This is a genomic window from Vibrio mangrovi, from assembly GCF_024346955.1.
GTDB classification, from domain to species: Bacteria; Pseudomonadota; Gammaproteobacteria; order Enterobacterales; family Vibrionaceae; genus Vibrio; species Vibrio mangrovi.
The window spans coordinates 2,365,682-2,391,763 of sequence record NZ_AP024883.1 but is presented as its reverse complement, the minus strand read 5'-3'; the positions used below and the strand labels follow the sequence as shown (position 1 = coordinate 2,391,763).

Here is a 26,082-nt window from a genome sequence, read left to right as displayed (position 1 = left end):
TATGCATTTTACTGATTTGTTTATTCGTCGTCCTATTTTGTCGATTGTGGTGAGTTTACTGATTCTGCTGGTCGGACTCAGTGCGACTTATAACCTGCCTATCCGGCAGTATCCGAAAATGGAAAGTGCGACCATCACCATAGATACGGCTTTGCCGGGTGCAACACAGGATATGATGCAGGGATTTGTCACCACGCCGATTGCGAAGGAAATTTCAACAGCCAATGGCATCGAATACATTACTTCAACATCCAGTCAGGGGAAAAGCCATATTGCAGCGAAGCTGGTACTGAATGCCAATGCTGACCGGTCGATGACAGAAATTCTGTCGAAAGTACAGGCGGTAAAATATCGTCTGCCTGAAGGCGTAACGGATCCGGTGATTGCTAAAATTACCGATGGTGCATCAGCAATCCAGTATGTTGCCTTTATTAGTGACTCACTTCAGGTTCCACAGATAGTCGATTTTGCCAGCCGGGTTGCTCAACCTTTGATTACCTCTGTTCCTGGTGTTGCATCGGCACAGATTAATGGGGGTGCATCTTTTGCGATGCGAATTTGGGTTGATCCGGTCAAACTTGCGGCGCGTGGTATGACTGCCAGTGATATTGCCGGAGCTTTACGGGCCAACAACATTCAGTCTTCTCCCGGCCAGCTTAAAGGAACCGACACCGCAATCAATATTACAGCGGCGACAGACCTGCGGGATGTGGATGCATTCCGGCAGATGGTTCTGAAAAGAGGAGAGAACGGAGTTGTGCGGCTGGAAGATGTGGCGACCGTTGAACTGGGTGGGCAAAACTACGATTCGGCAGCAATATCCTCAGGCCAGAAAGCAGTATTTATTTCGATTTCTCCGACACCTGACGGTAATCCGCTGGATATTGTTAAGAACGTCAATGATCTGCTGCCGGACATTCAGCGTGTTGCTCCTCCGGGGCTCAAGATTATCAACCGCTTTGATGTGGCTCATTTCGTCAATGCTTCGATTGATGAAGTGGAACATACGCTGGTTGAGGCGATTGCGATTGTCATTGTGGTGATTTTCCTGTTCCTCGGTACATTCCGGGCGGTGATCATTCCGGTGGTAACAATACCATTATCGCTGCTGGGTACGGCAGCACTGATGCTTGCGTTTGGTTTTTCTCTGAATTTGCTGACTCTGCTGGCGATGGTGCTGGCGATTGGTCTGGTTGTCGACGATGCGATTGTTGTGGTCGAAAATATTCACCGGCATATCGAGGAAGGTTCGACGCCAATGCATGCTGCCCTGCAAGGTGCCCGGGAAATTATCGGACCGGTGATTGCCATGACGATTACACTGGCAGCAGTTTACGCACCGATAGGCCTGATGGGCGGACTGACCGGGGCGTTGTTCAGAGAATTTGCCTTCACACTGGCCGGTTCGGTCATTGTGTCAGGTGTCATTGCATTAACGCTGTCGCCGATGATGAGTGGGAAATTACTCAAATCTAAACTGGCGGAAGCAAAGCTCGCCAAGTTAGTAGAACACTATATGGAAGGGCTGACCGGTATATATGGTCGGTTGCTTGATAAAACGCTGGCGGCGCGTGCAGCGGTGCTTTTCGCCGGAATATTCATTCTGGGTGCTATCGTGGTGTTGTTCACCGGAACTCAGCGGGAACTGGCTCCGGCAGAAGACATGGGATATATCTTTGCTCAGACCAAGGCACCTCAGTATGCCAATGTGGATTACACCACCAGATTCAGTGCTCAGGTTGATCATCTTTTTGCGCAGATGCCGGAGTTCGAAGGCAGCTTTTTTGCCGTTGGTGGTGACAATGCCAATATTGGGTTCGGTGGGATTCTGCTGAAAGAGTGGTCGGAGCGTGAACGGTCGGCAGATCAGATTCAGGCTGATCTGGCCGGACGTACCGCAGGTGTGACCGGTGTTTACACATCTTTGTTTCAGGATAGTCCGTTACCGGCAGCAACCGGTGGTTTGCCGGTCCAGATGGTGATTCGTTCCACGGATGAATTCTCTTCAATCTATCAGACTCTGATGGCATTGAAAGGCGCAGCGTGGGGCAGTGGTCTGTTTGCATTTGTCGACAGTGATCTGGCATTTGATAGTGCCGAAGCACATATCAGCATTGACCGGGCCAAAGCCGGAGAAATGGGTGTGACGATGGCAGAGATCGCGGACACGCTGGCCGTTCTGGTCGGGGAAAATTACGTGAACCGGTTTAACTGGTTTGATCGCTCCTACGATGTGATTACTCAGGTTCCTCAGAATCAGCGGTTGACACCGGACAATCTGGGACAGTTTTATGTCAAAACGACCACAGGAAAACTGGTTCCGCTGTCGACGGTTGTGAAGGTTGAAATCCGGCCACAGCCCAATAAATTACCGCAGTTTAACCAGATGAACTCAGCGACGCTGTCCGGAGTGCTGATGCCTGGAGTTACCATGGGACAGGCGGTTGAATTTCTGCAAAAACAGCCACTGCCACAGGGAACTACCGTTGACTGGCTGTCGAACAGTCGTCAGTTTGTGCATGAAGGGAACCGGCTGACCGTCTCGTTTGCTTTCGCACTTATTGTTATTTTCTTAGTACTGTCTGCTCAGTTTGAGAGCTTCCGCGATCCGCTGGTGATTCTGGTGACGGTGCCTCTGGCGGTCTGTGGTGCTTTAGTGCCGATTTATCTTGGCTTTACCACCCTCAATATCTATACCCAGATCGGGTTGGTAACACTGATTGGTTTAATTTCCAAGCACGGCATCCTGATGGTTTCTTTCGCCAATGAAATGCAGCACGATGAAAATATCGGCAAAATGGAAGCGATTCGCCATGCCGCGGTGGTGCGGATGCGTCCGGTTCTGATGACAACTGCGGCAATGGTCGCCGGGCTGGTTCCATTGCTGTTTGCCGCCGGAGCCGGTGCTGCCAGCCGTTTCTCCATTGGGATTGTAGTGGTGATGGGAATGCTGGTCGGAACATTTTTCACTCTGTTTGTGCTGCCGACAATTTACTGTCTGCTTGCCGGTGATCACCGGCCAAAACCGTCAATTGAAGAACAACAGCATTCTGTGCATGGAGAAGCTATATCGGTGTCGACGACGGACGGTTAATGAAAAAGATGTTTTTGATGATCCGTTGTGATTTCAAGGATTGTTCCTGGATTTCAGCTAATAGCCCGAGATTAGCTGAAATCCTTTTTTCATCCAAATGTTTGGGGTTATATCTAGGTGTACAGGAAATTCGACGAGCCCTAGTCTGGCTTGGGCTGTTAATGTCGTATTTTTCCGCAGAACCGAGTTCATATATCTTTATTTAGAACAGAAGAGAAACATTTTCCTTCACCCTAACTAAAGACAGCTGGGTTTGTGTTGGGGCATGCTATTTCTATTGATACTAAATCTTATTTAATCTGTGACATCTTTTCGTTGTACTAAATAAAATAAACCATATGTGACTTATGTCTGTTTATTTTGTGGAAATCTTGAATCATTAATACAAAAATATTGATCTTTAACACAAAATTTAAGGGTTTAAATGAAGCTGCTATTTTTTTGAGAGTTCTATAAAGTCACAATAAAATATGAAACAAAAATCATACTATAGAAAATATATGTAGTTCACTAATTATGGTGTGGTGGTTATTGAAATAGAGAACAGTGCATTTGATATTGTGTGTCTATATTTATTACTTAAATTTGATATATGTATGTGGTATTCAGTTATTTATAAATAGCTAGTCTCAATATAGTTACATTTTATTAAAGGTTAAATATAAAAAACATGTCTTTGATAAGACTAACTATTAACTAATAAGTTAATTACATTATCAAATTCTATACATATCCATATATGACAGTCAATTGAAATAACAATATTAACTATAATCAAATTTATATCTTACAGGGTGGCAAATCTTAGTAATTGATCTCGTATCTATTAATAAATATAAAAATGCCTTTTAATTGCTAAAGTTTTGATTACAATCTGGCGACCATAAGTACTGCCCAATTCGAAATAAATCTGTGCAAAATAATACAAATAAAAATAGGGTATCATGGAATGAATTTGTCGGATAACGAGTTATGTATGGAATTGCTAAATATGGAATTAAGTGTAGAAGCACGTTCCATTGTGGCAAAAGATTTACTATCAGGATTATTTACTGAAGTATCAAAAGACTTTTTCTTTATTAGTGATGTGAAAATAACAGAATCTGATCTTAAGGAGGTAATCCTTAATTCTTGGAATGAAATTGTAGTAAAAAATAGTTTGATAGAGTGCATTGGTGATACGACCAATACAGAATATCTATCTATTGTTCAAAATGATGTGATACAAGGGAAGACCCTCATATCAATTCGGTTTCATAGTGAGAATGATAAATATCAATTCTATATTGCAGTGAACCATGCGCTTGCCGATGAAGATTCTCTAAATGAGATTTCAAGTGCAATTATTGATCTGACATACTTATCTAAAAGCAAGGTTTTTCAGCGATTATCAGATCAAAGATTAGCCTACAGGAACTATATCTACCAGCAGAAAAATGCAAAAAACACATCACTATTAGCAAGTGATATTACAGATTCTGCTCCTATTGTAATTAGTAAAACAGGCCCTCTCTCATGGGATAATACCTGTAATAGAAGCTGTATTAGTAGTCCTAAGATTTTGGCCTCAAAACATCAAGTGTATGAGGCGATAATCAATTGGTTACACGGAGAAGATATTATTGAGGAAGGTAATGTAATTTGTTCGTCACACAATTGGAGATGTGATGGGGAAAAAACTATAGGGATGCAAACAGGGCTCGTACCTATTTTCCTTCGTGGCGATAGCTTTCATGAAGATACAAGTTTAGAGAAACTCGAGAAAGTGAATGAAGTATATAAGAAGCTTCTAAATTCATGTCGCGGTTCGGAATTGTTTATTAATGGTGCTACAAGTAGATCTCTTGAGCCATCTAAGAAAGGGAGCTGGCTGTTTCCAGTGGGTATTGAGATTAAAAGCATCTCTAAAGGTGTAGTTGAAGTGCTATTAGAAGGATGTTTTCGCGATACATTGAAAGCTAAGAACTCATTAAATAAATTAGGCAGTTACTTATCAGATAGAGGTAATTATGTGTAAAGGCGTTGAACAGAGTAATGAAAATTTGAATATTGAAATATCACGAATAAAGAGTGTTTTTGAAGAGGTTTTAGATCAACAGGACATTGATATTGACACCAATTTCTTTGATTTGGGAGGTGATTCCTTTGATGCAATTCGTGTTATTTCAAAACTCAATGGAAAGCAACTGCCAATTGTCACCTTATTTGAGAATCCTACTGTGAGAACATTTGCCCAGTTTATTCTTGGCAATGATAGCACTCTTCAAGCAAGGATCGTTTGTTTATCTGATAACAGCCGAACAGAGAAAATTGCTTTTGTAGGAGTTCCATATGGAGGTGGTGATCCAACTAATTATAAACACTTATTCTTAGATAATAATTCAGTATCTGTTTATGGCTTAGATTTTGGGGATTCACATGTTGAGAATGTGAATGACTGTGAAGAATTAGTAAGAGAATTAGCCGATAAAATAAATGAGCTCCAAGCCGAGAAGATTATTATTTATGGTCATTGTGCTGGTGCGGCGCTTGCTAGTTGCTTGGCTGCCCAACTAAATACTATGCGGAAGAATGTGATACTCATTGCTGCTGCGGCTAATCCCGTTTTAGATCCGGATGAGAAGTTGAGTGAAGCTGAGCGAACTAGTGAAAGTGAGTGGGGAAGCTATCTGCGTTTCTTGGGAGGTTTTGAGGGATTAAGCGAAAAAGAATCTGAAGCGATGCTGGCTAGAGGACGGAGAGATCATATTTTGTCCTGTGAATCATATCGACTACTACGTCAACTTGATACGAGTGATCTCCCTGCGATGGTTATTCTCGGTGGGAAGGATCCTGCTACAAGCGATATGGCAGCATGTTTCGATGTATGGAAGACATTATTAGATGTGAAAGACTGTCAGATTATTGATGATGGCGGGCATTACTTCTTGCGTACACATAGTGATGAGCTGACCTCAATGGTTTTGAGATTTTTTCATTAAAAAAATAAAGTATTAATAAAAGGATTATATCATGAAACCTCTAAGTAAAATTGATAATTTTGAAGATCTACTGACGAAAGGTATTAGCAACCTCAAGCTACGAGATCCAGAAATTGCAAAAATTCTGGATGCTGAAGTTCGGCGACAAAGTCAAACTTTGTCTTTGGTTGCTTCCTGTTGTGCTGTCAATACGGAATCACTTGTGGCAGCAGCGTCTTCATTGGTAAATGTAACTGCTGAAGGTTTTCCTGGTAAACGTTATCATGCGGGATGTGAAAATGTTGATTTAGTTGAAGCTCTTGCAATAGAAAGGGCTCGAAACCTTTTCGATGCTGAGTATGCTAGTGTTCAATCTCATTCGGCATCAAGTGCGAATTACCAAGTTTATTCCGCTTTTCTAAAGCCCGGAGATACATTACTTGGTATGGCTCTAGATAATGGTGGACACTTGACTCATGGCAGTCCCGTCACGTTTTCCGGCTTAAACTACAAGGCAATTGGGTACGGCACTACAACCGATGGACTTATTGATTATGAGGAAGTGAGATCTCTTGCTCTTGAGTACAGACCTAAAATGATTGTTTGTGGTGCGACTGCTTACTCAAGAACTGTTGATTTTGCAAAGTTTAGAGAAATTGCTGATTCTGTTGATGCAATTCTTATGGCTGACATATCTCATATTGCAGGTCTGGTTGCTGTTGGTTTGCATCCATCGCCGATTAACTATGCCCATATAACCACGACTTGTACTCATAAGCAATTGTCGGGTCCACGTGGCGGATTGATCTTATCTGGACGTGATGCTGAGAGAATCGTTCCCGGAACAGAAAAAACATTTGCGCAAACTTTAGATGCAGCTGTTTTTCCGAAAATGCAAGGTGCGCCAGCGGTCAATATTATTGCAGCTAAAGCAGTTGCGTTTGGATATGCAATGACTCCTGCGTTTAAAGAGCATATTCACCGTATTAGAAGTAATGCAGATATTATTGCTAAGGCTTTTGATAGCCGGGGTTATGAAGTTGTTGGACAAATTTCAGAAAACCACACAGTACTGATTCGCCTTTCTGGTAATATGACGGGAGCTATTGCTGAATCAGCACTTGAAGAATGTTCAATTTTAGTCAACAAGAACCGAGTACCTGGTGAAACACGATCATCTTTTGTTACGAGTGGATTAAGAATAGGCACTGGCTCTCTATCACAGAGGCATTTTGACGCAAAAGGATGTGAAGCTGTTGTTGGATTGATCTGTAATATTTTAGATTCTGTTGAGCCGGATGGTGAAAAAGCCTACAAACTAGATAAACAATTAGTCGATAAATTTACTGCTGAATCTTATCGTTTATGTGAAGAATATCCTATTGCTGAATACCAGTATTAATTAAAGTTCTGATATCAAATTAAATCATATTTAGTGCTCACAGATAATATATCTGTATTTGCTGTGCATAAATTTATTTTATTTAAATAAGAGATAATACGATGAAAAAAAGATTTAAGTTTTTAGCTATAAATGGTTCACCAAGGATTGATGGTAATAATGCTCAGGCTTTAGAGTGGGCAAAAGAATATCTTTATGACAAAGGTGTTGATTTGGATATTTTTTCCTTAGCTGAACATAGAATTGAAACGTGTAAGTGTGGACAGTGTAATTTTAAAAATGAACCTTGTGATAATGGCGATGATGCACCAAAAGCCGTTGCTTTAATGGAACAAAGCGATGGTGTGATTTATGCCAGTCCGGTTCATGGATTTTCATCAACTCCTTTAATGTCAGCATTTCTGGAACGAGTCGGGACAGGATTTTTACGCCATAACCGGACACTGACAAACAAAGTCGCAGGTGTCATGGTTACCGGACGTAGAATGGGTCATGTGGAAGTATATAACCATATGCTTCAGTGTGCTTTGTTGAACCGGATGATTGTCACTGGATATGGATTTCCCACAATGTTAGTTGGTGATAAAAAGGGGGAAGTTCTTGGGGACTCTGAAGGTATGGAAATGCTGCGTCGGATGCTAGATCGGATGGTTGATATGGCTAATCTACTCCGAGAATATGAAGAGTTAACTGGTAAGAAACCATTAGAGGTAGCAGAACCCGGAGAAAGACATCGTAAGAATGAAGATGGAGGGTATTCTGTCCCTGAAAAACAAGATATGTATAAAAATGTAAGTTAATTTATTTTTAATGGTGAAATTTAATGGCGCAATTAATTAATATGTTTTCGAAAAATCTGTGTAGATGGCTTGAGAAAAATCATTTTGAAATATTTGATAATTCTTCTATCTCTGAAATGTCGGAAGCTTATTTAGGCGTATATGCAAACCGCCCTACTAGTTGGTTGGCAATATTATCTCGAAATAGTAATCTGGACATGAATACGGCTATTGCTTCTGAAGAGGAGTGTGGATTAGCAAGGGTCCCGGCTATGAGGCGTTCTAAATTTATTGCGCCGTTAAAACTGGCAAATCAATTATTTTATGCGACTAAATCATCCCCGGAAAGTCATGAGTGGCGATTAACTGATGTTGGTTTAACTATGGGAGATTATCAGCGGTTATTCCCGAAGATTTTATTGTTAGCTAAAGAGAAGGCTGTTAAACCAAAGGATGTTGCAATAAGTTTAAGCATACAACCTGCAGAAGCCAGAGCATTGATCAATGTAGCTACTTATATGGGGGATATGGTGCGTATTCCGTCAACAAGCCCATGGTCGAATCAATGGAAATATGCGCCTGCACCAACAAGCTTTGGTCACGATAATTCTGATATGGATACGGTGAAAATATCCATAATCAGCCGTTACATTGATCACTACGGTCCTGTCACAACCAATGATATTGCTTGGTGGACAGGATTTAAAAAACAAGAAATCGCTTCTTTATTACCTTCTATCAATGCTATTGAGGTTGATTCGGGTATTTGGATGACCAAAAGTAAGATTGAGCAATTTTGCTGTTTAGAAAAAGAAAACGGGACAGAGAGTCGTGAAGTAAGGTTTTTACCTGCGTGGGATCCCTTGTTAATGGGTTATGCACCCGATTCGTTAGTTCGTACTTGCCTTAATTTACAGCAAATTGGAGCTTATGACTCTTCTGGTAATGGTCGTCCAGTTATTTTTCTTGGTTCGAGAGCCGTTGCATGTTGGCAGATCAAAGTCGTTAAATCAAAGCGTTATATGTGGATAGACAAATCTGGCGACAGTATTACAAATGAGCTGGATATTATAGAACAAGCAGCTAAAGAGTGGGCGAAAAGGATAGATGTTATATATCTTTCAGATGCCCCTGTTAGCTAAATTAATTTTGAAGTACTCCTACTAAATGGAATCTACGATGAAGATGGAATTAGATAGTAGCATCAAAAACACTGGGGGATTATGGGAAGCTTTTGAGGATAAGGAAATTAGCTTATCGCCGGAGCGAGTAGAACACCCCCTTGTTTTTCCTGAAACAATGCCATTAGGTGACGAGACACTACTAGCAGTAGCCATAGAATTGGGTGCACTTGTTAGCCACGATGGAGTGGTTATTATTGGTGTGACGGTTATGGGACAGAGACGAGTGCTCCATATCGATAGTTTATCTATAGATAATTCATATACGTCAATCGATCTGGCCAGATCTGTTTGGGTAGATATAGATAATCAGCCAGAAGACAGAATCACTAAATCTGATATTGAAATTACAGACAGTATTATTACATATTGCAGTGATAGTGCATTATGGATAATGAAAAGATCCACAGGGTACCACATTTCATTATCAAAAGGACGCTATTCTGAAGCATCTTATCCGAACATGGTAGCTCTTACTCAATTTGCCATTGAACGAGTTAGCAACCCACTTGCAACTGTGCCTGCTGAGTTATTACCGGTTCATTTCCCTATCGAAGATGATAAAAGAGTTTCATTTGTAGAAAGATTGAACGAACAGGTAAAAGCTAATTCTAAGTTATTGGCTATACAAGATGATAATTCTTATAGAGCACTCACTTATCAAGAACTGTGGGATATTTCGTCAAGTGTAGCCCAGTATCTGTTTGGCAGCATGATTACACAATATGCTCATCCTCGGATTGCACTATTCATGGAACGGGGCTGGCAGCATCTAACTTCTATTGTCGCAATTCAAAGATTAGGTGGTACATGCGTTCTTATTGACCCTAGTAATCCAGACTCAAGAGTTAAGAGTTTGCTTGATGACAGTCAACCTGATGCTGTGATTTTTGCAGGGAGTACGGGCTCTCGAATAGATATATTAGAAAAATTCATCACTATTGACTTCGAAGAAGCTGCGTTAGAAGCAGCATTAAGTACGGATTATAAGATTTTTACATGGAGTGATACGACCAATAAAGATTGTTTTATTGCAGGAACATCGGGCAGCACGGGACGTCCCAAATCGGTCCGATTGTCTTACAAAGGAATGATGACAACAATTGACGCTATTATTGATGCCACAGGCATTGATACAGGGGTGCATGGTTCGTGGTTATCTTCACCTGGTTATGGCATGGTAGAAGTAGATCCTTTACCCGTTCTTACAGTGGGAGGAACGGTTTTTATTCCTTCAAATGAAACATTATCTGACCCTAAACAACTGGCAAGTTGGTTTTTATCACAGCAGATCCATCATACATTGTTGATGACTTCGATGGCAGAAGCGTTGTGGGAGAACAATGATGCAGTGAGTCTGAATTCCATGATAATTGCCGGGGAACGTTGTAAACGTTGGCCCCCAGAACATATAAACTATCAGGTCCTTAATGTTTATGGTTCAGCAGAAGCTGCTGTTGTCGCAATAGAACAACTGACGGATGTTAAAGTGACAAACCTACCGTCTGTGGGTCGCACTGTCTGTGGGGCAAATGCGTATGTTCTTGATCGAAACGGTATTGAGTTACCCGCTGGTTGTGTAGGGGAGCTGGTTATAACAGGACAAACGCTCTCGGAAGGTTACATAGACCAAGAGCAAACAAGCAAAGTATTTACACCCAACTTACTTGATGGAAGCTCCGAAATCCAGTACTCAACAGGAGATCGCGCACGCATGCTTATGTGTGGAACCATCGAAATTTTTGGACGCAATGACAGAACAGTAAAAGTGCGTGGTTATCGAATAGATCTTACTGAAATTGAGATTGTTGCCCTTGAAATTTCAGGTGTGATTAAAGCTGCCGCTGTATACACTCAGGATGAGTTGGGTTCTTCGTTAACTCTCTATCTCGAGCTTAAAAATAATAATAATGATTTAATTCAGGTCGTTAAACAACATATCAAAGATACATTATCTCCCGCTGCGATGCCTAATAACTTCGTAAGTTGTACGTTACCTTTGGGTGCAAATGGGAAAGTTGATTATAAAAGTCTATCGGATATTGTTGTTGAGCAGCAACTACCAGCCGAACATGATGGAAAGTACTTTACACCACAAAATAATATTGAAAGGACAGTTTTTAGTTATTGGAGTAAGTGGACCCGTTCAGAAAATAGTAGCGAAACTAGTAGCTTCTTTGATGTTGGGGGTGATTCCCTAAAAGCCATGAGAATGATAGGTGAACTTTCATGTGATCATGACTTTCATATTGAGATGAAGCATTTCCTTGGGGCGCCAACACTTCGTAATCTGATCGATCTGACTTTTGATTCAAGTCGCTCCAGATTACCGAAGCTTCAGCATTTGCCGGAGAATGGACAATATGAGCCATTTGACTTAAATGAAAGCCAGCAAGCGCTTTGGGTTGGTCGAGGAGGCGATTTTTCTTATGGCGGGGTTGGCTGTCAGGGATACTTTGAGTGGGAGGTGAAAGATCTTCGTTATCCTGAGTTTGCTGCGGCAGTAGAGTCAATTATTGTCAGGCATCCTATGTTGCGTATGACTATTGATGCTAAAGGTCAGCAGAGAATTGGACGCATAGAGGATATTGATCCAAGTTTGGCTGTGAAGTTTGTTGATCTCACAATGTTGTCCACAGACTCAAGGCATAATGAGATCGATATTATTCGCGAGAAGTTTTCAAATGAGGAAATTGGAACGGGTACATGGCCTCTGTTCAATTTCTTGGTGAGTAAAATTGATGATGTAAATTATCGTGTTCACTTTAATATTGATATGCTCATCGCTGATGCTTGGTCTATATTCCAGGTGGTTATACCGGATCTCATTGATTTTTACTCAGACAAGTCGAATGATCTTCCTCAATTACAGACCACTTTCTGTGACTATATAGCTTATCGTCGCGAAGTGATAAAAAGTGAGCGTTATCAAGAAGATAAAAAATACTGGGAGGATAAAATTAAGAGCCTTCCTCCTGCACCCAAGCTTCCGACACTGGAGGGAACTAATTCTTCAAATTACCATTTTGACCGGCACCATGGTTGCCTCAGTATGGAACAATGGGACTCTCTCCAGTCTTATGCGCGTAGTATAAATATATCGCCTTCTGGTGCTGTTGGCTTGGCACTATGTGAAGTGATTCGTCAATGGAACGAAGAACAGCATTTCACCCTGAACTTCCCAGTATCTGATCGGATGCCGGTGAGTGAGGATATTGATCATGTTGTCGGTGATTTTACAAATACACTACTCGTACCGTATGAGACTGATACAAATGATACTTTGGCTGAACGTGGTGAAAAACTTCAAAGTGCTATTTGGGATGCACTCGATCATCGCTTGTTTACTGGGGTCGAAGTTCTTCGTGAATTAGCCCGATTAAAAAGAAGTGGTAGCACCCCTTTAATGCCGATTGTCTTAACCAGTTTACTGGGACATCCCGGTCGACATGATGCTGCCAAGTTAGGTCCGGAAGTTTATGGTGTTTCTCAAACCCCTCAGGTTACATTGGATGTTCAGTTAAGAGAATCGGAAGGTGTCCTCTACTTTAAATGGGACTATCTGAAAGGAGTGATAAGGGAAGATGTCATTCAGGACATGTTTGACGCATTTTGTTCATTGCTTGAAAGGATGGCCACATCGACTTCAATATGGAGTGAATCTCATATTGACTTACGGCCAGTCAAACAATGTCAGGTTCGGGATGCTGTAAATGCAACAGAATGTTTAGTCCCTTCAGTACATTTGAAGGAATTGCTTGAACAGCAGATTGAACAGAGAGGAAAGCAAGTCGCTCTAATTTCTCCAGATAAAAGCTATACATGGGAGGAGGCAGGAATTGCTGCAAGAAATGTAGGGGCTGATATTAATGCTGTAGTAGAAGATAGCGAGAAAATGGTCGGTATTATACTGCCCAAAGGTATTTATCAATATGTGGCTGTATACAGTTGTCTCTTGCTGGGGCTCGGCTATGTACCTATAGATCCCGATTTGCCAATTGAACGGATGAAAAACATTTTTGGTAAAGCTGATGTAAAAACCATTGTTACGTTGAAAGGAATGGATGTTCCGGATAATGTCAAATGTATCTCTATTGATGTCAACGATGCTCGCATTTGGTCAGCATCGACTAATGTGCTGGAGTGCCGACGAAATCTAGAGGATTATTCTCCGTATATTATCTTCACATCAGGTTCCACTGGCGAGCCTAAAGGTGTTGAAATTCCTGAATATGCGGTTGTCAACCACATTCTAGACGTTGTGGATCGGTTTGAACTGAATAATAGTACTCGACATCTAGCAACGGCGGCACTGCATTTTGATATGTCGGTTTTTGATGTCTTTGGTCCATTAGTTCATGGTGGTTCTGTCGTTGTACCGAATGCAGCTGCAGGCCCAGATCCTGATCAGTGGTTGTCATTACAACGACGGTTTGAGGTTAATTTTTGGGCGTGTGTTCCGGCGATCATGGATCTTTTGGTAACCGTCCACGAAATGTCAGGTAGTGAGGCTGCAATATCTTCGTTGAGAAATATTGTAATGGCTGGCGATTGGATTCCGTTGTCTTTGTTACCTCGTGCAAGGGCCTTATATCCCCAGTCAACCCTCTATTCATGTGGCGGGCCTACTGAAACTACGAACTGGTCGATTCTTCATGAAATAACCGAACATGAAGGAACCGTTGTTAGTTCCGTTCTCTACGGGACTCCTATGAGAAACTCAAAATACCATATTGTATCTAGTGGATGGCAGGACTGTCCTGACTGGGTCCCTGGAGAGATGCTGGTTGAAAGCGATGTTTCTCTTGCCAAGGGATATATTGGTCAGACTGAACTCACAAGTAAAGCGTTTGTTATCCATCCTAGAACTGAGAAGCGAATGTATAGGACTGGGGATCTAGGACGTTATTTACCCGACGGCGAAATAGAAATTCTTGGTCGTATCGACAATCAAATAAAAATTAATGGATTAAGGGTTGAATTAGGTGAAATTGAAAATGTAGCCCTGAGATGTCCCGGTGTAGAAAGAGCATGTGCTTTCGCGCTGTTAGATAAGGCTCAGCGCCCTAAAAATATTGCTTTAGCATATTTAGGGGAAGCTGAACAGGATGAATCTATCCGAGGAGAGATCCAAAAATATCTACCAACTTATATGGTGCCTAGCTTTGTACAACATGTTGATGAGCTGCCTCTTTCCAAAAATAGCAAGGTTGATATCCATGCCTTGCGCCAATTAATGAAACAAGACAGGGAGATAAGTATGTCTACGAATAAGAAAAATTATATGCGTGCAGTTATCGGTTCAGTATCTGAACATATTGGTACACCAGTTGTATTGCCTGATGATAATTTCTTAGATATTGGTGGTGATTCAATCAGTGCTATGAAGATCAAAATCCAGTTAGAAAATGATTTTGCTACTGAAATTGATCTAGACAAAATTTTGATGTCTGAATCTATTTCAGATATCGCGAAGGTTTTGGAGAATGTGAACTCATGAATAATTCGACAGAACTATTAAATAGCCAATGGAATGAGCGTATCAATAAATTCCTTGTTGGTTCAGCAAGTTTGGATGAACTCGGAGCTGAGGCAAATGAACTTATTGAAAATATCAAGGGATATGTACAAAGAGAATCGATTTTTTATCAGAGTCATTTGGTTGAATCTATGGGAGGGGCAAGCGATTGCCAATCCTTAAACAATGTCCCATACACAACAAAAGAAGATTTGCGTAAAGTTGGTGTAGAAGTATGCAGTATGTCCTTTGATAAAGTGGCGGTTTATTATGAAACGACGGGGACGACTGGGGCACCAACTCCTTGTCCCAGAGCTGCAATTGATATTGAAACCAGTGGTGCTTATGTTCAACATGCGATGGAAAAAATCTATCAAGATACCTTTGGGACAACAAATGCGATGACTGCAATTATGGGACCTTCAGAGCTATACGCTTTTGGGGATACCTATGGAGAAGTTTGTCGCAAATTAAGTATACCTTATGTTCGTTTATGGCCGGAAAGCCCAAGAGTAGGACTTGATAAAGCTTCAGAGCTAATACGTACGTTACAGGTAAAAGTCCTTATTTGCTCTCCAGCAGTCGCTCTTGCCCTTGCTCGTCTTTATCTGAGTATGGGGTTCAGCCCAAGAGAAAGTATGGTGCAACAAATACTGGTGTTGGGTGAACTATGCTCTGAAGAAATGCTGCGTAGTATATCTTTCATCTGGAACGCAAACTGTACGCATGGTCTGTACGGTTCGCAGGAAGCCCATGCCATAGGAACCGGATGTCCAAATGGTCATCTACATTTATCTGAAACGAACTATGTTGCTGAAATTATACCGGTGGATGGATTACCTAAAGAATGTGGTGAACTCTGCTTGACGATGCTAGTTCCCGGAGCTAAACCGCTTATCCGCTACCGAACCGGGGATCTAGCCACTATTTTGCCAGCAGCTTCCTGCGGTTGTGGGCACCCATCCCGGGTTTTGAAGGTGCTTGGTCGGGTTGCTGACATTATTGAATTGGGGCAGAGGATATTACCGCCAATAGCTATCGAGTCGACGATACTTGGATCAATGGAGGGCATTTTAAATTATCACATCGAACTTAGAGCATCAGATGCTGGTAAAGACTGGGCTAATATCTCTCTTGTTATGTCGGGAAATCATTACGATTACGACAGCATAAAAAATCAAATACAGAATGACTTGGGGATTGATATCAACTTATCGATTGTTGATGAGTTAGACCCTCAGACTGAAACTGGTGCTTATGTGTCATGGAAACATGCGCGTATCCGAGACCTGAGGGGGAAAGTCAATGGATAGTGATTTCCCTATTGTTGCCTGGAAGACAAGCGACATTGTTGTGCCTAACCCTCTCCCAAAAGAGCATGTGAGGGAATCCTTGCTGGAATTTTTTCCGAAACCCGCTCTGTTCGAAACGGGCAGCTGTTTTGAGAAGGTGGATGGTGAAAGTACAAAGTTTATGATCGATTCTCTATTAGAGATTAGTTTGATAAATGGGCAATGGTGTATTGATGCTAGTGGACAATATGAGAAGCATACCGTAGCTATAAGAGATTTTATTGAAAATTCGACAGAATCTCTTATTGAGAGACTCAAGCAATTACGTAAATTTTTGGGAATCCCTGAGGGGTTTCCCACTGCGGTGGTACTAGCCTATAGTGCAACTCGATTTTTGGAACATATACCAAACATTAAAATTGCCGAGAATGAACCAGAAATTGTGTTTAGAGTTTATCGGTACGCCATCACCTATGAAGCAAACAGCGAAGAGGTGAAAATTGAATCCCTGAACAATCCATATCAATCTGCTCAGGATGGTGTTGAATCAATAGTGAAGATATTGACTCAGGAGGCTACATCTAATAACGCAGTCATGGACTTTGATGGTAATGTGGGAAACCTCAAAGATACAACTTGTAAAGAAATGTTTTGCGATGCTGTTGACAAGGCGAAGCAATATATAGTTGATGGTGATATCTATCAGGTTCAGCTCTGTAGGAAGGCCATATCTACTTCTGAACTGTCACCACGAAGACTGTATGAGCGTCTGTGTCGTATCAACCCTTCTCCTTATATGAGTTACATAGATCTGGGTAATGTATCTATTATCTCTGCAAGTCCGGAGCTCATGATCAGGGTTAGTGGGGGAGTGTGTCAGGTAAGACCGATTGCTGGTACTATTCGTAAGCAACAAAACTCTGCCCATCAATTGCTTTCCGACCCGAAAGAACAATCTGAACATATCATGCTGGTGGATCTGGCAAGAAATGATTTGGCTCGTCATGCGGAACAGGGTGGGGTTTCCGTAAAATCATTCATGGAGGTTGAAGACTTTGGGCATCTACTTCATTTAGTGTCCACTATCGAAACGCCTTTTAAAGAATCTTGTAACATGTGGGATCTCATTACTTCAAACTTTCCTGCAGGGACCATGACGGGAGCTCCTAAATTACGAGCAATGGAAATCATTGCTGAATTAGAAGGTGACGCCAGAGGATTGTTCTCCGGTTGTGTAGGCTACATTACCGGGGAACAGAGTGGTGTGTTAGCACTAACGATAAGAACAATCGTTGGTGCTCCTGGCAGGTATGTCCTTCAATCTGCAGCAGGAATAGTATCAGACTCTGATGCATTATCAGAATGGAATGAGACGGGTGACAAAATTCGCTCTTTTGCAAGAGCTTTGGATGTTGAATATGAAAGTTCTACTAGTTGATGCTTTTGATAGTTTTGTATATGTAATTGAACATTATTACAGTGCTCTGGGTGTAGAAACTCAGGTCGTTAGAGTGAATGAAGATCCTTTGACCCGGTATCGAGAATGGCAACCTGATCTACTAGTATTAGGCCCAGGTCCTGGAACACCACAAGAGCATGGATATTTTAATTTACTTAAGAATATAGATAGTTCCCAACCTGTATTTGGAGTTTGTCTTGGCCATCAGGCCATTGGTGAGTATTTTGGATGGCAGCTAACGCATGCTCCAACAGTACAGCATGGAAAGTTTTCAAATATTAGTCATGATGGGAAGGGCGTATTTTCTGGATTGCCTAATCCTATGAGAGTCGTTAGGTATCATTCACTTGTATTACAATGTAGTGATCGTAGTAATGAAATTTACATGAGTGCCTATGATACTACCGAAAATAACGTCATGGCACTGAGACACCGCGATAGGCCTATTGAAGGTGTACAGTTTCATCCAGAAAGTATTGGAACAGAGGATGGGCTTAAGATTATCCAAAATTCCCTTAAGTTAGTATCAATGTTTAAAAACCCTAAATTACTCAGTTCATACTGAGTGAATGAATTCTTAATGACAAAATGGAAATAAAAATGGAAAGTGAATCAGTTTACGCTAACAGATGGCATATATTGATTGTCATATCTACAATACAATTGATATTGATGTTAGATGCTACAGTTGTTAATGTGGCACTGCCTGCAATAAAAACTGAACTTAATTTAAATGATGCATCACTAACTTGGGTTGTAAATGCTTATTTAATTACAGCCGGTGCATTACTTTTGCTCGGAGGAAAATTAGGGGACGCATATGGCGTACTAAAAATATTCAAAGTTGGTTTATGGTTTTTTGCCTTATTTTCTCTTGTCGCTGCTATTGCTCCTAGTCCAGTTGTACTCATATTGGGACGTGCGGGACAAGGTATTGGTGAAGCATTAGCTGCAGCCAATGGGTTGGCTATTATTTCTCTGGTTTTCCCCAAAGGAGAAGAACGTGCCAAAGCATTTGCTATTTGGGCCAGTGTTGCTGGGTTAGGTTCTATCATCGGTGTTCTGGTCTCAGGTCTACTTACCGAATATCTCTCTTGGAGATGGGTATTTGGTATTAATGTACCTATAATTGTTCTTCTCGCAATAGTGACGAGCTTGACTATCCCTGTATTTATGAATGCAAGTAAAGTCAGACTAGATATTATGAATGCATTTGTGCTTGCTTGTGCTGTTACTGCTATCTCTATTGGCGTAATTGGTTCGGGAATTGAAAGCAATTTGCTACTGAGAGCTGGTGTCGCCGTAGTGGGACTGTTAGCTGTTATCGGGGTATTTTTCCGGTGTAAACATACATCTGATGGTATTATCCCTAAACGACTACTTACCCCTTCGCCACGATTTTATGGTTATGGAATCATTGCAATACAAGCAGGTACGTCTGGTGCCCTATTCTACCTTGGCGTACTTATTCTTCAGGGACCTTTAGGAATGTCACCAATGCAAGCAGGATTTAGCTGGTTGCCATTCTGTTTAGGGTTTTTCCCGGGAATATTCTTATCACAGCACCTCACACAGACTAAAAGTCCCCAAGCTACAGCATTGACGGGATTAATTATCTCAAGTATTGGACTTGCTTTGTTTGCTTTTGCGGCATATCAAACCTCTTACTGGATAGGAATGTTTCCAGCTATGCTGGTTACTTCTATTGGTTTTGGCTGTGTCGCTCCTATTGCCCAGTCTCTGGCAACAAGTGATTTATCCGAAGTTGATGCGGGCGCTGGCGCTGGGATTGCAAATACAGTGCAACAACTACTTCAGGTTCTCGGAGTAACTCTATTTGTATCGATAGCTTTAAGCGTTTCAGGTGATGAGAATCTGGCCTCAATAGAAGCATCTGGATTTTCATTAGCATTCCTGCTGTGTGCAGGGTTGATGTTGTTAGGTTTCTTTATGATGCTTTCTAAGCGCTCGTCTGTCGTACTTAATACATCGTCATTGGCGAATCAATAAAGGATATGAGGACATGAATTGCATTCATCATTTTCCAGTGGACTTCATTAATACGACAAACATTGAAATTACATCCTGTCTTAAAGAAAAATGGACCGGAGCCATGTTGGATCAATCAGGTAGCGGCTACTGTGGGTCGCTACGCCTTGATTTTTCGTCATGTGATGAGAAAGAGGTTGTGATAGCTGTTGCTAAGACGCTGTCACGGCACCCTATCCTGGCAGCTCGTTTTGTGATCAGTGATGGTGATCTTGTTGGTAGTGCGCCGACAGAAGAGGAATTATTTCATTGGTTAGAACAAAGTCTGAGTTCTGAGGGGGGAACGTTAGATGACAAAACCTTTGTTGACACAATACCAAATAGTGTCAACTGGCCGGGTTTGAGAGTTGCTAAGGGTAAACGAGAAGATGTCATTTACATTTGGATCGGTTTTTGGACGTTTACTTGTGACGGTACATCGATTGATCTGTTAGTCGAAGAAATAATACAGCGATTACAAGGAAAACATACCGAGTTGACTCTTCCCTGGCGAGGGTATGAACAGAAACAGAGCATATCGATAGATCCGTCACTGAAACAAGAAATCTATCCGACGAAGGGACCTTATGGTGTTGACGCAATAGCGAACCTGACTGTGAACTCAAATAGTGAAGGGGAAAGTTTTCCTTTTTCACTATCGGTTAATACCGATCAGGTTCGACAACTCGCTCGAGAATATCGTGTAACTCCATTTATGCTGACTTTCGCTGCATTTCAGAAAGCATTGAGTGAGGTAACTAATCTTTCCACTGTGATTACTGGTGTACCGTTTTCTAATAGGTTGTCTGCATATGAGTTTAGAGCAGTAGGTCCATTTTCAAGCACTATCCCAGTGACAACAACTTACGATACTAGTCATAGTTTTCTTGAGGATATTCGATCCGCTAATGATGCGTTGATGAAGGCATCCAAAAGACAACGAGTTACAAGCAGCCAATTATATCCTAATGGAATATCTCCCCGTTCAGCAGATTACTCTCTACCATTTGCTCAGATATTCAATGCGTGGAATTCCAAGAAAAACAATCAATTAATTTATTTAGAGAATAAACGATCAGTTAAATTAACTCTTCTTCATAATAGTACTGCCAGGTCTGGATTTGAGATTACATTGGATGATAGTGACCCGGTAGCATTTGGTCGAATCGACATGAATAAGAATATTCCTATAAGAAAAGTCGAAGATATTCTTGAGAGAATAGACTTTCATCTAAACTGGCTGAGGGATAATAAGATTTGTTATGAATAAAAATATTGATAAGAGCTTAATTAAATTTTTAAATAAAAATAAAATCCTGACATTATGTGTATCTTCTGGAGAAGAGTTGTGGGCGGCGAGTTGTATTTTTAGCTTCAATGAAATAGATGTTAGTGCAATTATATCTACCAGCCATAAAACTAGACATGCCTCGATGATGACCGAAAATAACATTGTGGCTGGGACGATTGGTTCGAAGTTGTCATTATTAAAGTCCATGGGGATACAATATAGAGGGGTAATAAATTTGCTCGAAGGTGAAAGATATACAGTGGCAAAAGGCTCTTATCTAAAAAAATACCCTTATTTGAAAAACAAGGTGTCAGATATATGGAAAATTTCATTTGATGAAATCAAGTTGGTTTCAATGACAATGGGTAGACATCATCGAATTGAGTGGTTACGTGATAATCACACTAGAATAAATTAATAAGAAGAAATTTAATATGTTAAACAATGAACGGCTAAATACACAGTGGCAGCAACCAGTCTGGCATAGTGAAACCCAACTAAGCGAGATAGTTGAAGTTATTAAAATTCTCCCACCGTTGGTTAACTTTGAAGATGTTGATTCTTTGTATAGTCAGTTAGAAAAGGTGTGGAATAGAGAAGCGATAATCCTACAAGCAGGTGATTGTGCTGAACGTTTTACGGATAGCAATTATCAGTCAGTGTCTGATAAACTAAAATGTTTGTCCGAGCTTTCTTTAGAGTTAGCTCACCTGACTCAGAAAGAAGTGATTTCCGTGGGCCGAATTGCAGGACAATTTGCCAAACCAAGATCAAATATCCTCGAGTTGGTAGGTAATTTAGAATTGCCTGTATGGAGAGGGGATAATGTTAATGGATTTGATCAATGCAAAATTGCGAGAGTTCATGATCCGAAGCGGCTTTATCAAAGTTATAAAGTGTCTGCTACAACAATAGATCATATTAAGGATATTGCATTTGATAATGGAAAAGTATGGATGAGCCATGAGGCTCTCTTACTTGATTATGAGCGAAGTTCTGTCCGGATTTCAAAAAGTGAGAGAAGGTATTTATCTAGTACACACTGGCCTTGGATTGGAGTGAGAACATTAGCTCCCGGTAGTCCCCATGTCGATTTTCTTGCTCAGTTGTATAATCCTATTGCTTGTAAGGTATCTAGCGAGATTTCCCCCCATTTTATAAAAGAGCTGTGTCATAGATTGAATCCAGAACACCGTCCAGGCAGACTCACTCTGATTGCGAGATTTGGACGTAATAGAGTGCAAGATTTGCAACCTATACTTGAAGCTGTGTTACAAACAAATATCCCAGTGATTTGGATGTGTGATCCTATGCATGGAAATACGTCAATATGTAATAAAGGATATAAAGTCAGAAGGACAGAAGATCTGGTCGCGGAGATCGAGGCATTTAATCTATTGTTGGCAAAGTACGGAGCCTGTAATGGCGGCCTTCATTTTGAAACGAAAACAGGAAGTACTCCTGAATGTTTTGGAATAGGAATTGAACCTACTGATAATGAATTATCACAAATCGAATGTGACCCAAGATTGACTCAGTTTCAAGCGATGCATGTCCTAAGATGTTGGGCAATAACTTATGGATACAGGCAGCAAGCATTGAACGGATAATGATGCTTCTTAGAATAAGAAGGTGTTCATTATTTGAATGAGGGGAATTGAGTTTGTTGTGTATCTTTTTTCAAGGTGTCTGAGTTAAGAATTGCATCTTCATTGAAAGGGAGCTTTGCCCGTACTCATGAATCGTGTTGGTTCATGCTGGTTGTGTTTCTAGCCATTATGGATGCATAGTTATGTGTTCAGCTCAAGTTCTGTTAAAAGCATAAGGGCATGAGCTGGACCTGAACCACATATCCAGTTGTCATGTGTGAATTTAAGACAAACCTCAGGGCGGTCGGGTTGACCAAATAGCTTGCATAGATTGTTACTGTCTAGATTAACACAGCGTACACCGGCAGGCTTTCCTTCTGGCATTCCTGGAAGTGGCGAGCTTATTGATGGTGCAATACAACAAGCACCACAACCTTTATTTAGCTTCTGTGATACGCAAGGAGACCAATCTGATACATCAAAGGAGTGAATTAGCATCTTAAATCCCATGAATCATGTTTTCCAGAGAATAGAGCAGTATCGTAGTATATTACTGTTGATGATACGAAAACTTTTTAGTTCAATAATATGCTTGATCGATGAAATTAGCCTTGGGAGTAATACGTTTCTGCTTGAACTCTGCACGAAGGGCAGGTATAACCCGTAGCCGGATCCATAACCACAGAAGTAAAACCATGACCATTCCATTCTGGCAAACCAAATCATTAGATCAAATGAGCGAAAGCGAGTGGGAATCGCTGTGTGATGGCTGTGGAAAGTGCTGTCTGCATAAGCTGATGGATGAAGATACCGAAGAAGTTTATTACACCAATGTCGCCTGTAGCTGGCTGAACAGTAAGACCTGCGCCTGTAAAGATTACCCGAACCGGTTTCAGTCCGGTGAGGAATGTCTGAAACTGACCCGTGATAATATTGACGAGTTCCACTGGCTACCGGAAACCTGCGCCTATCGGTTACTCGCTCAGAACCAGCCTCTGCCGTCATGGCATCCATTGATCTCCGGTTCAAAATCCGCCATGCATGCCGCCGGAGAAAGCGTGCGCAATAAAGTGGTGTATGAGATTGATGTGGTCAATTGGGAAGACCATATCCTGAACCATCCGGATACACCGTAGGTCATATTATCTCGTCAAAAGCTGCAATATATCTGCTTTAACGTGACAATCTTTTTTGAATCCTATTGTCGTACAGGTGCTTTTTGATCAGCATGACCAAGCTGTTTAATATGCCGAATGCAACCAGTGAGATCAGGATAAAATAGGGATAAGCCTGCAGACCGTCCGGGGTTTGATAAGCGTTATAGAAAATCAACGCGGTACAGATCGCCCAGTACACCGATAAAAATTTCACCCATTTCGGATGATCACCTTTCATGACCCACAACACAGTGGGAATAGGGAGGGCAACAGTTAATAGTCTTAATCCGGTTTTCATAGGTTGCTCTTCTTTCATATTTTCATTCTTCTGGTCGAAGAACATATCTTACATCATTCTGAAAACCATTATCCTGCATTGATCATTATTTGAAGCATTGATTCTTGTACTCACTATCTGGTCAATAGATACTGAGGCACAGTATCCATATGCAGGAGAAAGTATATGTGGAAGGAACCGTATCAAATCAGGACCATGACGCGCAAAGAAGTGGACCTTGCGATTGAATGGGCGGCACAGGAAGGGTGGAATCCCGGATTGCACGATGCAGATAATTATTATGCTGCGGATCCTGAAGGATTTTTGATCGGCCTGCTGGGGGATGAGCCGATTGCGGTGATTTCTGCGATTCGTTACACCAATCAGTTTGCTTTCCTCGGTTTTTATATCGTCAAACCCGAATATCGGGGGCAGGGATACGGGATTCAGATCTGGAATGCTGCGATGCAGTCATTGCAGGGACGCAACATCGCTCTGGATGGTGTTGTTGCTCAGCAGGAAAATTATCGGAAATCAGGGTTTCATCTGGCTTACCGGAACATTCGTTATGAAGGTACGGCTGCAACCGAAGTGGCCGTACCTTCTGTGAAGGATGATGTAACGATAGTCGATGCCCGAACCTATGCGTTTGAAGATATTTGCGCCTATGACCGTGAATTCTTCCCGGCACAGCGGCGTACATTTGTGAAAACCTGGCTGAATCAGCCCGACAGTCAGGCATTTGTCCTACTGAAAAATGAGCCTGAACACCGGGATAGAGTCGTCGGTTATGGTGTGATTCGCAAGTGCCGGAATGGTTATAAGGTTGGTCCTTTGTATGCTGATACTCCGGATTATGCTGATCAGCTATTTACGGCATTAAAATCTTTTGCTTTTCCGTCTGAGCCAGTTTATCTGGATGTCCCTGAAGTTAACCCTCAGGCGGTTGCGCTGGCACAACGTCATCAGATGACGGCCTCTTTTGAAACTGCCCGGATGTATACGGGGGCGGAACCGGAACTACCTCTGGAACGGTTATACGGTGTCACTTCTTTTGAAATCGGATAAGCCATGACGATGTCGGGAGCATATGACAGTGATGCTCCCGGAAGCAGAATAACTGATGGTTTGTGTCGGTTCAGGCGTCTGCCGGGCTTGCCGTTAATTTCTCTTTTTTCCCCGGTGTTATAACCAGCCAGATACCGGCTAAGAAAGCACTACATGCAACCCACTGAGCCAGTGACAGCTGTTCCCCGAACATAAAATAACCGCCGATCAGAGCAAACATGGTAATTAACGGGGTCAGCGGTGCCAGAATATTCATGTCATATTTCAGCACCATCCGGTTCCAGATCCAGTAACCAAACAGGGTGGTTGGGTAAGCCTGAAACAGCACCGAAAGCCAGACACTGCTGTTCCACTGCTGGTAAGTTGTTGCCAGTCCTGCAAATCCATTGATCAGTAAGCTGAGTGCGATCAGAGGAACCGGAGCAAAGAGCATTCCCCATACGTTGAATGCGAAAGTCGTCTTGGTTTTGGATGCTCTGACGATCACACCAGCTAGCGGCCAGCAAATCGCTGAAATCAGAATCAGAATGACACCTGCCAGAGTAACATTGCCATTGCTATTACTGATAGAAATGACCAGACCCACCAGTGAAATCAGCATGCCCCACATCATCCGGGAGGTAATTTTCTCTTTGTATAACCAGACACCAACCAGAGCAGTGGTCAGTACATCCGTCTGGATCAATACCGATGCCATACTGGCTGACAGGCCGAGTGTGATGGCGCAGGAAGCCATGCCCCAGATTCCTGTACCAAAAACAACGCCGTATCCAATCAGATAACGCCAGGAAACATCAGGTTTACGGATAAAGAAAATCAAAGGGAAAACCGCACAAATGAAACGGGCAGCAGCGACTAACAGCGGGTCAACGGTTGTTACACCCAGCTTGATCATCGAATAGTTGAATCCCCAGATAAATGTAACAAAAAGCGTGAGCGCAAAATCTTTTCCTGTCATATAACCTCCGGCTGTTTTTATTGTGAGAG

19 protein-coding genes are annotated in these 26,082 nt (G+C 41.7%); 16 read left to right on the top strand and 3 right to left on the bottom strand.

What is annotated here, in order from left to right; genetic code table 11:
* Position 1 precedes the first annotated feature (1 nt).
* The 14 genes from OCU74_RS10660 to OCU74_RS10595 all read left to right on the top strand — a co-directional run bounded on the left by OCU74_RS10660 (position 2) and on the right by OCU74_RS10595 (position 22,614).
* Positions 2-3,094 carry an efflux RND transporter permease subunit gene (locus OCU74_RS10660; RefSeq protein ID WP_087479708.1) on the top strand — a complete coding sequence of 1,031 codons (3,093 nt, stop codon included), beginning with the start codon at positions 2-4 and terminating at the stop codon, positions 3,092-3,094.
* A 991-nt stretch (positions 3,095-4,085) separates the two neighbouring features.
* Positions 4,086-5,111 (top strand): hypothetical protein, encoded by a 1,026-nt coding sequence (locus OCU74_RS10655; RefSeq protein ID WP_143693111.1) that lies wholly within the window; start codon positions 4,086-4,088, stop codon positions 5,109-5,111.
* On the top strand, positions 5,104-6,075 hold the full coding sequence (locus OCU74_RS10650) for an acyl carrier protein (protein WP_087479706.1): 972 nt from the start codon (positions 5,104-5,106) through the stop codon (positions 6,073-6,075). The genes OCU74_RS10655 and OCU74_RS10650 overlap by 8 nt, the downstream gene beginning before the upstream one ends.
* A gap of 31 nt (positions 6,076-6,106) precedes the next feature.
* Positions 6,107-7,456 (top strand): serine hydroxymethyltransferase, encoded by a 1,350-nt coding sequence (locus tag OCU74_RS10645; RefSeq protein ID WP_087479705.1) that lies wholly within the window; start codon positions 6,107-6,109, stop codon positions 7,454-7,456.
* A 101-nt stretch (positions 7,457-7,557) separates the two neighbouring features.
* Positions 7,558-8,256, top strand: coding sequence for a flavodoxin family protein (locus OCU74_RS10640; protein ID WP_087479704.1), 699 nt, complete (start codon positions 7,558-7,560; stop codon positions 8,254-8,256).
* Positions 8,257-8,279: 23 nt separating this feature from the next.
* Positions 8,280-9,377, top strand: coding sequence for a DNA glycosylase AlkZ-like family protein (locus OCU74_RS10635; RefSeq protein ID WP_087479703.1), 1,098 nt, complete (start codon positions 8,280-8,282; stop codon positions 9,375-9,377).
* A gap of 37 nt (positions 9,378-9,414) precedes the next feature.
* Positions 9,415-14,916, top strand: a complete 5,502-nt coding sequence (locus OCU74_RS10630) for a non-ribosomal peptide synthetase (RefSeq protein WP_087479702.1) — start codon at positions 9,415-9,417, stop codon at positions 14,914-14,916.
* Positions 14,913-16,247 carry a phenylacetate--CoA ligase family protein gene (locus OCU74_RS10625; RefSeq protein ID WP_087479701.1) on the top strand — a complete coding sequence of 445 codons (1,335 nt, stop codon included), beginning with the start codon at positions 14,913-14,915 and terminating at the stop codon, positions 16,245-16,247. The genes OCU74_RS10630 and OCU74_RS10625 overlap by 4 nt, the downstream gene beginning before the upstream one ends.
* Positions 16,240-17,664, top strand: a complete 1,425-nt coding sequence (locus tag OCU74_RS10620) for an anthranilate synthase component I family protein (RefSeq protein ID WP_087479700.1) — start codon at positions 16,240-16,242, stop codon at positions 17,662-17,664. Before OCU74_RS10625 ends, OCU74_RS10620 begins: the two co-directional genes overlap by 8 nt.
* Positions 17,645-18,250 carry an anthranilate synthase component II gene (locus OCU74_RS10615; protein WP_087480115.1) on the top strand — a complete coding sequence of 202 codons (606 nt, stop codon included), beginning with the start codon at positions 17,645-17,647 and terminating at the stop codon, positions 18,248-18,250. Before OCU74_RS10620 ends, OCU74_RS10615 begins: the two co-directional genes overlap by 20 nt.
* A gap of 35 nt (positions 18,251-18,285) precedes the next feature.
* Complete coding sequence (locus OCU74_RS10610) at positions 18,286-19,695, top strand: MFS transporter (protein WP_087479699.1); 1,410 nt, start codon at positions 18,286-18,288, stop codon at positions 19,693-19,695.
* Between the two features lie 13 nt (positions 19,696-19,708).
* Entirely contained in the window at positions 19,709-20,983 is a 1,275-nt protein-coding gene (locus OCU74_RS10605) for a condensation domain-containing protein (protein ID WP_087479698.1), read from the top strand.
* The gene (locus OCU74_RS10600) at positions 20,976-21,422 is read left to right on the top strand and encodes a PNPOx family protein (RefSeq protein ID WP_087479697.1); all 447 of its coding nucleotides are present in this window, start codon (positions 20,976-20,978) and stop codon (positions 21,420-21,422) included. Before OCU74_RS10605 ends, OCU74_RS10600 begins: the two co-directional genes overlap by 8 nt.
* Positions 21,423-21,438: 16 nt before the next feature.
* A complete protein-coding gene (locus tag OCU74_RS10595; RefSeq protein ID WP_087479696.1) occupies positions 21,439-22,614 on the top strand; it encodes a 3-deoxy-7-phosphoheptulonate synthase in 1,176 nt (391 codons plus the stop codon).
* 180 nt (positions 22,615-22,794) lie between these two features.
* Here the strand turns inward: OCU74_RS10595 and OCU74_RS10590 are convergent, their stop codons facing one another.
* Positions 22,795-23,091: a YkgJ family cysteine cluster protein gene (locus OCU74_RS10590; protein ID WP_087480114.1), complete on the bottom strand. Its 297-nt coding sequence runs from the start codon at positions 23,089-23,091 to the stop codon at positions 22,795-22,797.
* Positions 23,092-23,288: 197 nt separating this feature from the next.
* Between OCU74_RS10590 and OCU74_RS10585 the strand changes: the two genes are divergently transcribed.
* Entirely contained in the window at positions 23,289-23,729 is a 441-nt protein-coding gene (locus OCU74_RS10585; RefSeq protein WP_087479695.1) for a YcgN family cysteine cluster protein, read from the top strand.
* A gap of 37 nt (positions 23,730-23,766) precedes the next feature.
* Here the strand turns inward: OCU74_RS10585 and OCU74_RS10580 are convergent, their stop codons facing one another.
* Positions 23,767-24,066: a hypothetical protein gene (locus tag OCU74_RS10580; RefSeq protein ID WP_143693109.1), complete on the bottom strand. Its 300-nt coding sequence runs from the start codon at positions 24,064-24,066 to the stop codon at positions 23,767-23,769.
* 147 nt (positions 24,067-24,213) lie between these two features.
* Between OCU74_RS10580 and OCU74_RS10575 the strand changes: the two genes are divergently transcribed.
* Positions 24,214-25,095, top strand: a complete 882-nt coding sequence (locus tag OCU74_RS10575; protein ID WP_087479693.1) for a GNAT family N-acetyltransferase — start codon at positions 24,214-24,216, stop codon at positions 25,093-25,095.
* Positions 25,096-25,165: 70 nt separating this feature from the next.
* On the opposite strand, the gene OCU74_RS10570 is transcribed toward OCU74_RS10575, so the two are convergent.
* Entirely contained in the window at positions 25,166-26,053 is an 888-nt protein-coding gene (locus OCU74_RS10570) for an EamA family transporter (protein ID WP_087479692.1), read from the bottom strand.
* Between the last annotated feature and the right edge of the window lie 29 nt (positions 26,054-26,082).